This window comes from Pseudideonella sakaiensis (assembly GCF_048320135.1).
GTDB classification, from domain to species: Bacteria; Pseudomonadota; Gammaproteobacteria; order Burkholderiales; family Burkholderiaceae_C; genus Ideonella_A; species Ideonella_A sakaiensis_A.
In genome coordinates, this window is sequence record NZ_CP182947.1 from 5,607,302 (window position 1) to 5,616,800 (window position 9,499).

A 9,499-nucleotide genomic window follows, 5' to 3' on the forward strand; every position below is an offset into this window, starting at 1 on the left:
GCAGGCTGCCGCCCGGCGTCTGGCCGCCAGCTCACCAGGTCTTGCTGCCCCAGGTTCGTTTGCCGTCCGAGGCGATCGTCAGCACACCGTCGCCGTCCTGCGGCCCGCCGGCCACCGGTGTGGCCGTCAGCACGTAAGACGCGCCGCTCACGGTGGCCGTGATCAGATAACGACCGTCGAGCGATTTGCCGCCGGCTGCGCCGAGACCACCCGAAGCCTTGCCGTCGTAAGGCGCGGCAACATTGTTGGCGTAGGCATTCGAATTGAGAAAGATCTTCTCCTGGATGCCGGCCATCTCGATCAGTTGCGACTGCGTCGCTTCGCGACTGCTGCGCCGGATATATTCGCGGTAGCTCGGCAGCGCAATGCTCGCCAGCACCGCGACGACAACGACAACGAGCATCAGCTCAACCAGCGTAAAGCCTAGTAGTCGTCGCCTTGCAGCCGGCCGGCCTGCCCCAGGTCTGCGCGCTGAATTCATCGAATGATCTCCTTCCAGCCGAGCCGGCCGAGCCGGGCCCGTTGTCCGATCTGCAGATCGGCTTTCGCCACATTGCCGAACGTCGACTTGACATCGCTGACGACGGTGCCCGACGTCGTGCTCAGCACCTGACGGATGCCGCTGCCGTCAACGACCGTATTGACGAGCACCTCGATCGTCGTGCCGTTGTTGACGTAGTTGTGCTTGACCGTCGTGCCGCCGCCGGCCGGTCCGCCGACGACACCCGACGCATATTCACCTTTCGGGTCGTCGGTTCCGGGCGGCGACGACCCGCTGCCATCACTCGACGAATCGATCGGCGGCGCCATCGACCACCCCGCCTGTGTGCGGCATTTGCCGGCATGCCAGAAGGTGGCGTACTGAACGATCAGCTTGCTGCGCGCTGAATTGTTGTCCTTCAGCCGGTAGCCGCCCGGCGGATCGTTGGCCTCGTACAGCGACGACGTATTGGCCTGCACATCGGACGCGCCCGCCGACGCATCAACAACCTGGATCGTGAAGGCGCCGTCCATCCATGCCGCACTCGGATTCGCATTCGACTGGATGCATCCGGTGGTCGTCGGGATCAATCCAGCGCGCACCTGGCCGGTACCCCAGTCCTTCGCGCCGAATGCGGTCAGCGGCAGCACATAGATGAACTTGCTGAGGCTGGAAATGTTGCGCGTGAACACTTTCGCCGGGCCGCCCGGCGTGTCGGACAGGAATCCCTCCGGCGAAACCGGCAGTTTCCACGCCTGGCCGCTGATGGTGTCACCGATCACCATCGTCGCCGCCGGTGACCACAAGGTATTGGCAATCAGGATCTTGAAACTCTGCGTCGATGTTGCCGGCAGCGGATTCGACAGGTTGAAGGCAGGATCACTGGGATTGAGCATGTTGACGCCGACGACGTTGAATTTGTCGTCGTATTCGTGCGTGTGTTTGTGTCCGCTGCAACTGCCCTTGGTGATCGTTGCCGTACTCAGACAGTTGTAGAAGATGTCGAAGTCGAAGTGCCCGCCAAACACGCCGCTGTTGCTCGGCGTCGTCGTGATCACCGTGGTGTACGACGGCAATGCGATATTCGGGTTGTAGTTGAAAAACGGCAAGTCGAAGCTGCTGTTGAACTGCGCCAGAACCGGCTGCGAAAAAACGCCGGGGCCGAGAAATTTCGACACCGGAACCGCGGTCGTCGCGCCGTTGACGACGCGGTCGCTGTTGTCGGATCTGACCGCGCCGTCGCCGTTCAAGTCGAAAAACGGCGCATTCGGCGCAGCTCCGGTCAACGCGGTGACTTCAACCAGCCAGGCACCCTGCCCGGCGCCGCTGTTCGGCACCGTTGTCGTCACCGTATAGCGGCCGGAATCCGTCAGCGTATCGCCGCCGACCAGGCGTTCGCCAATGCCGAGCGCGATCCGCCAGCCCTTGGTCGAGGTGCCGTAGTTGACGGCATTGCTGCTCGCGGTGCGGACGGTCGTCGCCGGCGATCCGACGCTGTGCGTCGTCAGGGTCTGCGTCACCAGGCTGCTGGTCGTGACGGTGCCGTTGTCCCAGATGCCGTACAGGTATTCGGTCGCCGTCGAGGTCAGATCGGCATCCGAATAGATGCGGCCGGTGCCGAAATTGATCAGGAAGCCACCGTTCGGATGCAGCGAGACGCTGGGCGCGACGGTGATTGGCCGGGTGACGGAAGGATCGGGCGTATACAGCGCGGTGCCACTGGTCGGCAGCGAGGTGCCGCTCAGATCGAATTTCCACAACGTGCCTTTCAGGTCGCCGGCATAGACAAAGTCGACCGTGCCGTTGCCGTCGCGGTCGACCGCCGCGATGCCGCCGAGCCCATTGAAGCTGCCGTCGGCCAGCTTGGTGCCGGCCGAAATCTCGGCCAGTCTGACGCCGTCGGTGGCCCGCACGACAAACAGCGACGAGAGGCCGTTGGTGCTGTTCAGGCCGTTCGGCACCAGCAATGCGGTTTCGCCATTGTTCAGCTTGACCAGCTGTGTCGCCGCCATCACGTTGCCGAGGTTGGTATACCCGCTCGTCGCCGCGGTGATTTCCCAGCGCGCCATCGCGGCGGCGGCGCTTTCGCTGGCCGGAGCAGGGTTCGTGATGTTGAGCGCGAACACACCTTTTGCACCGGCGCCGAGGCCGGCGAACAGCAGCTTCGACGTCCCGACCTTGCCGATCGTCAGCGGCGCATCGACGCCATAGACCAGCCCGCTGGAATAACGTGTCGACAGGCTCTGCAACTTGCCGCCGGCAAACAGCATCGACGGGATATAGGCAAAACGCTCGACGCCGGTCGCCGCATCGAACGCATGGAGCATGCCGTCGTTGGCGCCGACATAGACCTCATTGCCATCGACATAGGGCCGACTGTGGATCACGCCGCCAATGCGCGAGAAACGCTGACGGAACAGCCCGGCCGGTGCGCTCGAGCTGGTTTCGTTGCTGGCGTCGCCGCGCAGGTAGTCGAGCACCAGCGGCCCGTTCGTCGCATCGCCCAACGTCGCCTGCTGCGCCGCGCTGATCGCCGATGCGCCGCTCCAGCGGAATGCGACACCGACGCCCGACGAGGTCGACGTGAAGATCTTGCGCGAGCCGGCCGCGGGAAGCTGCTCGCGGGCACGCCACTTGACGCTCCAGTTGCCGGCGGCATCGATCGCGTGGGCGACCAGGTCACCATCCCAGGTCGCACGCATGTGATCGCCGCGGAAGGCCACCGCAGTACCGGGAGCCAGGTTGTAGCTGCTGAAGTCGAGCGGCGCGACCCAGGCCACCGGCTGCATGTCGAGCGGGATCGTCGCATGCGAGCGCGCCATGAAGAAACCCGCCGCCAGCAGCGCCGTCAGGCTCAGCAGGGTCGGCGCGAGGCGCAGGCGAATGGCGGGCAACATCTTCAGGTCCTTTCGCAGGCTTCAATAACAGCCGTCGGTGGCAAACATGGTTTCGATCAGCCGCGACGAACCCCGCGTCGAGCCGGAATTCGCGACGACGCGAAACAGGTCGACCGATTTGCACGAGCCGCTGCTGCGCTGTCCGAGCTGAACACTGGCACCGGGCAGCTTGACGCCGCGCGACAGTTGTTCGATCAGATAACGCCCGTCTGCGCTGGCAATCGAATTGCTGTCGTTCCAGGTCATCGATGCCGGATCGCGCCCGAGCGCGGCCAGCTGGCCGGCCGGATACAGGCCCTTCAGCGACGTGTCATAGGCGGCAAAGCCGGGCGACTGCGAATTGGTCGAGACACCGAGCCATTGTTCGGCGGCCGCCGACGTCGCTTCGGCACGGATGAAGGCCTGCTGCAGATGCTGGATGTTGCCGACCAGCTGGTACTGGCCGCGCGACAGGAAAAATGCCGTCAACGACATCAATCCCATGCCGAGCAGCAGCGCGACGACCACCAGCAGCGTCGCACCTCGCTGTTGGCGACGGTGATGGTGGTGGCGAATCGGAAAACCGGGATGTCGCATTGCGGTTCAGCGGTTGCGCACCTGGATCGTGCTGGTCAGCACGAGGCGGCGGAACCGGTCGCCCGGCGTGTAGGTGACATCGGCCATCGTGTAGCTGTCGCTGGTCATCCCGGCCTCCGGCTCGCTCGCCCGCAACAGCAGCCACAGCCGCACCGACGTGACCGCGGTCCAGTCGGTGACGCCGTCCGGATTGAAATAACGCACATTGCCCGAGCCGTCGACGACGCCGAACTGCAGCTGCAGGTGTTCGACATTCGACGCCACCAGCTCCGGCACCATCACCGGATTCGCGCCGGCACTCAACGTCAGCCGATACAGCGCCGGCACTTTCGGCGATTCGGTCGGCGAGTTCGTGAACTCATTGATGAAATAGACATCGCTGAGCGCCGGATAGTCGAAAAAAGGCGGCAGCGGGGTCGGCGGCGTTTCGCCGCCGAGGAAGATTCGTCCCGCAGCATACGATGTGCGCGCGTACGGTGCATTGGAACTGAAGCTCGCGGTGGTCGACGAGCCGAGCCGGCGCAGTGTCAGCACGTCGCCACGTGCATATTGGCGGTCGCTGGCCGCCGCCAGGCAATTGCCGGAATAGGGGTTGCTGTCGTTCGACGCCGCAAGGCCTTGCCGGACCAGCGTCGTGACACCAGCGCCGCAGCCGAAATTGCGCGCCGCTGCCGCTGGCGTGACCTCGATCTGCGAGGCATCCCACAACAGCGGGCTCAGCGCGGCATGGCGGATTTCGCGCGACAGCGTCTCCTGCGCGTAGCGGCCGTTGGTCTGGTATTCGCTGACCAGCGAATTGACCGCCGAATTGCCCGACGACGCGGCGAAACCGCGAATCATGAACGTGATCAGCACCAGCCCGATCACGATGCCGATCATCAGTTCGATCAGCGACAGGCCGCGCGCGCGCCTGGCGCGGGCACCCGGCCGGCAGGCAGCGCGGCGACGCTCAGGCGACGGGTTTGCGGACGGTCTTGACCAGCACATGGCTGAGGACCTCGGTGGAGCCGCTTTGGGCATAGGTCTGCGGCCCGCGCCGCTCGTTCCAGTTCAGCGTGATCGTGTAGGTGACCAAACCCGCGGCAGACAAACCCTGGACGATGCTGAAATCGAGCAGCGGCAGCGTGGCGGCGACGCGGCTGCTCCATTGCGCGAGGTCGAAATTCGCCATCTGGCCGGGTGTGCAATACACGGCCGAGCAGTCGCTGGTCATCGCGATCGGGCTCACCGACGACGAAACCGCATAACTTCCGTTGTTCGCGGCGGACAGATTGGCTTCGATCCGTTCGCTCAGGACTTCACCGGCCAGCGCAACCGCGCGCGCGCGGTTGTCGGCGCTTTTCCTGGAATTTCAGCGCCGCTGATCTGCGTGCCGGCGCTCGCCAGCATGAAGATCGCGATCAAAAACATCGCAACCAGCACCTCGATCATCGCGAAGCCACGGCGCGAGCGCGAAGCGTGCGCCGGTTGGCCGGAGCGAGCGGGCGGGCGGGCCGGCATGTGCTTCACCCCTTGCGAACCGACAACGCGCCGGACGCGGCAAACCGGACCAGCCAGCGCGGCGTCGCACCGGGGCCGGGCGTGGCCACGAAATCGGCAAAACTCGACGCCGTCAGGCTGCCGTTCGGATTGAAGCGGATCCGGCTCGCCGGCCCGATCAATCTGACATTCGAATTGACGGCCACCTGCAGGCGGATCGGGTTCGGGTCATCGGCCGAGCCGGCATCGCAGACACCATCGGCATTGACGTCATAACAAAGGCGCCAGCCCTTCGCCCCAGTCGGCAGCGGCCGGCGTCGCACTGCAGCTGCCGTTGGTGATGCCGGCGTCGGCGCAGATCAGGATCGGCACGTTGCGCTTGACCGCCTCGATCCGCGCCTGCGCCAGCGAGTCGGCAAGCCGCCGCGCCACGTCCTCGACCCGGCGCGCATTGAAAGCCCCATCACGCCGGGAACGACGACGGTGGCCAGCACCGCGACGATGCCGACGACGATGACCAGTTCGATCAGCGTCACGCCGCGGATGCGGGAGCGCAGGCACATCTGCAGCGTGGCAGTTGGGGCAAGGCGGGTCGACATCGCGGAACAGAAGGCTTCGGGATGCTATCGGCGGAGGCTGTCACCGCGCTGTAGGCTGCTCCTGGGAACTGGCCAAGACGACGAGACGGTTGCCGATCGGGGGGGTTGAACGGTCGAACAGACGTGCTATCGACCACGGAACGCCGGCCAGACAGGCGTTTTCCCCCGGTCAACCAGTCACCGCCGGCATCGCCCCTGTGTTGCAGCGCTGCATCGTCGGCCAGGCCGCCGTAAGCCACGGAATCGTCGGCCAATAAAAAAAGCCCCTGGATCCAGTCGATTCAGGGGCCTTGGCGTTGCCGGTGCCGGCGCAGTGCTGGCGCGTGATGTCAGGTGGGGTGGCTGATGGGGCTACGAACCCACGACAACAGGAATCACAATCCTGGACTCTACCAACTGAGCTACAGCCACCGCAGAGCCTCGCAGTATAAACCAGACGGCGGTCGCGACCGCCGCCTGCGGCGGTCAATTTGCCGGTGTTGCCGACGGCAGCGGCTTGCGTTCGACGTTGAAGCGGCGCTTCAGCGACTCGTAGTAGGCCCGGGTCTCGGCTTCGGCCAGCGCCTGTGCATACTGGCTGCGCATCGCTTCGGCGTCACCCTCGACGCCGGGCTCGCGGCCCAGCACCTTGTTGACCTTCAGCACGACATAACCCTGCCCCCCGACATCGACACCGACCAGCGTCGGCAGCGTCTGTGTGGGCGCGCCGAGCGCCGCGTCGATGGCTTTTGGCGACAGCCCGGAGCTCTGCGCACGCGAGACAGACGCCACCGGCGCTGCCTTCATCTCCGCTTGCGGCGACGCCTTCAGTTCGGCCAGCCGCGCCTCACCGGCCTTGCGGGCAAGCTCGGCGGCCTGCTCCGCGGTGACCGCGGCCAGCACCTGCTCGCGCACCTCCTCGAAGGGCCGCGTGTGCGCCGGCGCATGCTTGACGACCCGGGCCGAGATCATCTGCGTCGGCGAGACCTCGACCGCCTCGGTATTGCGCTTGTTGCGCAGCGAATCGCTCGAAAATACCGCCTCGAGGAATTTCGGCGATGCCGGCGGACCGGTCGCATCACCCGCAGCGCAGAGGTCAGCCCCTTGGCGGTCTTGACCTCGAGCTTCAACTTCTCGGCGGCCGGCGCGAGACTGTCGGCCTGCTTGTAGTTGCAGACCAGAGTTGCTGAATTCAACCGCCGCTTCCTGATATTTCTGCTGCGCGAGTTGCTGGCGCAGCAGGTTTTCGAGCTCCGGACGCACCGTCTCGTAGCTGTGCTTGTCGCCGCCACGCACGCCGGTCAGCTTGATGATGTGGTAGCCGAAATGGGTGGTGGCTTGAGGTCGCTGATCTCGTCGGGCTTCAGCGCGAAGACGGTGTCCTCGAACGGCTTGACCATCGCGCCCTTCGAGAAGAAATCGAGGTCGCCGCCATTGGCCGCCGAGCCCGGATCGTCGGAGTTCTTCTGCGCGACTTCGGCAAAACGCTGCGGCTCCTTGCGCACCTCGGCCAGCGAGTGCCTCGGCCTTCGCCTTCGCGGCGGCGCGCTCGTCCGCGGATGCCGACGGGTCGACCTCGACCAGGATGTGGCTGGCGCGGCGCTCCTGCGGCGTGCTGTAGCGGGCCTCGTTCTGCTTGTAGTACTTGCGCAGCAGTTCTTCCTCGTCGACCTTGACGTCCTGCCCCAGTTTCTCGGCATCGAGCACCAGATACTCGAGGTCGATCTGTTCCGGCGCCTGGAACTGCGCGGCATTGTCCTTGTAGAACGCCTGCAGTTCGTCGTCGGTCGGCTTGACCTTGTCGGCATAGGCCGACGGCTCGAAGCGTTGCACCTGCACCTCGCGGCGCTGCAGGAAGGCGTCGAGTGCGGCAGAGGCCGCTGCTGCCGGCGGCAGCACGGTTGCGCTGACGCCCTGCAATACCTGGTTGGCCGAGATGTCGCGGCGCAGCCGCTGCTCGAACAACTCGGTCGACATGCCTTGTGCAGACCGACCAGGATGTCGGAATTGACGCTGCCATCGGGTCGGCGCAGGAATTCGAACTGCGAGTCGTTCTGGAAGATGCGCACCATGCGTGCATCGGTCGTCACCAGGTGCATCTTGTCGGCAGCAGTCTCGAGCAAGCGCTCGCGGATGAGGGTATCGAGCGACTGCAGCCGCATCTCGGGCGTATCGAGCATCCTGACATCGACATTCGGCTGCTGCACACGGATCCGCTCGATCTGCTGGCGATGCGCCGCATCGAGTTCGGCCCATCGTGATCTCGCTGTCACCTATCTACCGTCGCGACGACCTACTAAGGAGCACGCTCGAGCGTGCGCATGTTGGTATAGCCCTGCAGCCCGAAAAAAACGAAGACGACGGGATGATCAGGACGATCAGAAAGAGAAACAGCACACGGGTGTGCTTGCGGATGAAGTCGAAGCAGTCGAATGGCCTCGGGCAAAAACACAGGGGGGCTGCGCCTGACGGGCAATGGCCTCTCCGTCGTCAGGCGACGACGGCGGCGAACCAACGCGGCGAGCCCAGATGCAACAAAGGCGAACCGAGGTTCGCCTTTGGGCTGGTCTTTCTGCTAGTTTACCTGGGCCTAGCTGCACGGCCTGCCGCTGCCGCCGCATGGTCGAGACCGGGTGGCACGGACGGTCCCGGATTGGTGGGTGCTGAGGGGCTCGAACCCCCGACCTACGCCTTGTAAGGGCGCCGCTCTACCAACTGAGCTAAGCACCCGGTGTGCCTGTGAGATGTCACCGGAGCGTTAATGTAGCCCGCCGCTCGGCGCGCCTTCGTCGTGCGTTCAGCGCGTCCTTCAGCGCCTTGCCGGGGCGGAATTTCGGCACCTTCGCAGCCTTGATCTTGATTGCCGCCCCGGTACGGGGGTTGCGCCCACTGCGCGCGGCGCGCTTCGAGACGCTGAACGTGCCGAGAAGCCGACCAATGACACGCTGTTGTTTTTTTTTCAGTGTCGACTTGACGCCGCCGATCAGTGCTTCGAGTGCGCGACCCGCTGCTGCCTTCGAAATGTCAGCTTGCTTGGCGATGTGTTCGATCAGTTCGGACTTGTTCACGAATAACTCCCCTCTCGGTGCATGTGATGCATTGGAATGTCAAAAATCGGCAGCGCAGGCCGACGGCGCTGCCGGGTTGGAATTTCGTCTGGATGGTTGCCCGCCCCTCTCCCAGGCGTGGGAAGCGGATTCTATTCGTCCTGACCGATATTGAAAGCCAAAGCTGTGCGGACTTTCCCCCGCATTGACAGCAGCGGATTCCTCGCTGCGCAACCCGGAAGTCATCTGACGACCAGCGCAACGCCGATCGCCGTCAACGCCATTCCGGCCAGCGCCAGCGGCGACAATGTCTCGCCGAACAGCGGCCATGCCATCAATGCGGTGCACGGCGGCACCAGAAAAAACAGGCTGGTGACCTTGGTCGCGGCGCCGCGCTGGATCAGCAGGTAGAGCAGCGAACTGCCGCCGAGCGTCAGCCCG

12 protein-coding genes, 2 tRNA genes and 1 pseudogene are annotated in these 9,499 nt (G+C 64.7%); all 15 read right to left on the bottom strand.

The window, feature by feature from the left end; translation table 11 throughout:
• Nucleotides 1–31 precede the first annotated feature (31 nt).
• Entirely contained in the window at nucleotides 32–481 is a 450-nt protein-coding gene (locus ACNH6H_RS25615) for a type IV pilin protein (RefSeq protein WP_418321079.1), read from the bottom strand.
• Nucleotides 478–3,378: a pilus assembly protein gene (locus tag ACNH6H_RS25620; protein WP_418321078.1), complete on the bottom strand. Its 2,901-nt coding sequence runs from the start codon at nucleotides 3,376–3,378 to the stop codon at nucleotides 478–480. Before ACNH6H_RS25620 ends, ACNH6H_RS25615 begins: the two co-directional genes overlap by 4 nt.
• Nucleotides 3,379–3,399: 21 nt before the next feature.
• On the bottom strand, nucleotides 3,400–3,954 hold the full coding sequence (locus ACNH6H_RS25625) for a hypothetical protein (RefSeq protein WP_418321076.1): 555 nt from the start codon (nucleotides 3,952–3,954) through the stop codon (nucleotides 3,400–3,402).
• Between the two features lie 6 nt (nucleotides 3,955–3,960).
• On the bottom strand, nucleotides 3,961–4,974 hold the full coding sequence (locus tag ACNH6H_RS25630) for a PilW family protein (protein ID WP_418321147.1): 1,014 nt from the start codon (nucleotides 4,972–4,974) through the stop codon (nucleotides 3,961–3,963).
• On the bottom strand, nucleotides 4,904–5,167 hold the full coding sequence (locus ACNH6H_RS25635; protein ID WP_418321149.1) for a hypothetical protein: 264 nt from the start codon (nucleotides 5,165–5,167) through the stop codon (nucleotides 4,904–4,906). Before ACNH6H_RS25635 ends, ACNH6H_RS25630 begins: the two co-directional genes overlap by 71 nt.
• A pseudogene (locus ACNH6H_RS25640) lies at nucleotides 5,168–5,263 on the bottom strand (hypothetical protein); the annotation flags it as partial.
• Entirely contained in the window at nucleotides 5,245–5,454 is a 210-nt protein-coding gene (locus tag ACNH6H_RS25645) for a type IV pilus modification PilV family protein (RefSeq protein WP_418321151.1), read from the bottom strand. The gene ACNH6H_RS25645 and the pseudogene ACNH6H_RS25640, both read right to left, overlap by 19 nt.
• 5 nt (nucleotides 5,455–5,459) lie before the next feature.
• Complete coding sequence (locus tag ACNH6H_RS25650) at nucleotides 5,460–5,756, bottom strand: GspH/FimT family pseudopilin (protein WP_418321153.1); 297 nt, start codon at nucleotides 5,754–5,756, stop codon at nucleotides 5,460–5,462.
• The gene (locus ACNH6H_RS25655) at nucleotides 5,704–5,865 is read right to left on the bottom strand and encodes a GspH/FimT family protein (protein ID WP_418321155.1); all 162 of its coding nucleotides are present in this window, start codon (nucleotides 5,863–5,865) and stop codon (nucleotides 5,704–5,706) included. Before ACNH6H_RS25655 ends, ACNH6H_RS25650 begins: the two co-directional genes overlap by 53 nt.
• Nucleotides 5,793–6,032, bottom strand: a complete 240-nt coding sequence (locus tag ACNH6H_RS25660) for a type IV pilin protein (RefSeq protein ID WP_418321157.1) — start codon at nucleotides 6,030–6,032, stop codon at nucleotides 5,793–5,795. Before ACNH6H_RS25660 ends, ACNH6H_RS25655 begins: the two co-directional genes overlap by 73 nt.
• Nucleotides 6,033–6,366: 334 nt before the next feature.
• Nucleotides 6,367–6,443: transfer RNA gene (locus ACNH6H_RS25665), tRNA-His, on the bottom strand.
• A gap of 869 nt (nucleotides 6,444–7,312) precedes the next feature.
• Nucleotides 7,313–8,284 carry a peptidylprolyl isomerase gene (locus ACNH6H_RS25670; protein WP_418321493.1) on the bottom strand — a complete coding sequence of 324 codons (972 nt, stop codon included), beginning with the start codon at nucleotides 8,282–8,284 and terminating at the stop codon, nucleotides 7,313–7,315.
• Between the two features lie 381 nt (nucleotides 8,285–8,665).
• Nucleotides 8,666–8,741: transfer RNA gene (locus ACNH6H_RS25675), tRNA-Val, on the bottom strand.
• Between the two features lie 17 nt (nucleotides 8,742–8,758).
• Nucleotides 8,759–9,079, bottom strand: a complete 321-nt coding sequence (locus tag ACNH6H_RS25680; RefSeq protein ID WP_418321159.1) for an HU family DNA-binding protein — start codon at nucleotides 9,077–9,079, stop codon at nucleotides 8,759–8,761.
• A gap of 221 nt (nucleotides 9,080–9,300) precedes the next feature.
• The coding region (locus ACNH6H_RS25685) for an EamA family transporter (protein WP_418321160.1) at nucleotides 9,301–9,499 on the bottom strand (199 nt) is incomplete at its 5' end.

Excerpts from the sequence above, each read along its gene's own strand:
- ACNH6H_RS25620 (WP_418321078.1), bottom strand. The coding sequence starts at position 3,378 with ATGTTGCCCGCCATTCGCCTGCGCCTCGCGCCGACCCTGCTGAGCCTG.
- ACNH6H_RS25625 (WP_418321076.1), bottom strand. The coding sequence starts at position 3,954 with ATGCGACATCCCGGTTTTCCGATTCGCCACCACCATCACCGTCGCCAA.
- ACNH6H_RS25630 (WP_418321147.1), bottom strand. The coding sequence starts at position 4,974 with ATGCCCAAAGCGGCTCCACCGAGGTCCTCAGCCATGTGCTGGTCAAGA.
- ACNH6H_RS25660 (WP_418321157.1), bottom strand. The coding sequence starts at position 6,032 with ATGTCGACCCGCCTTGCCCCAACTGCCACGCTGCAGATGTGCCTGCGC.
- ACNH6H_RS25615 (WP_418321079.1), bottom strand. The coding sequence starts at position 481 with ATGAATTCAGCGCGCAGACCTGGGGCAGGCCGGCCGGCTGCAAGGCGA.
- ACNH6H_RS25635 (WP_418321149.1), bottom strand. The coding sequence starts at position 5,167 with ATGACCAGCGACTGCTCGGCCGTGTATTGCACACCCGGCCAGATGGCG.
- ACNH6H_RS25645 (WP_418321151.1), bottom strand. The coding sequence starts at position 5,454 with ATGCCGGCCCGCCCGCCCGCTCGCTCCGGCCAACCGGCGCACGCTTCG.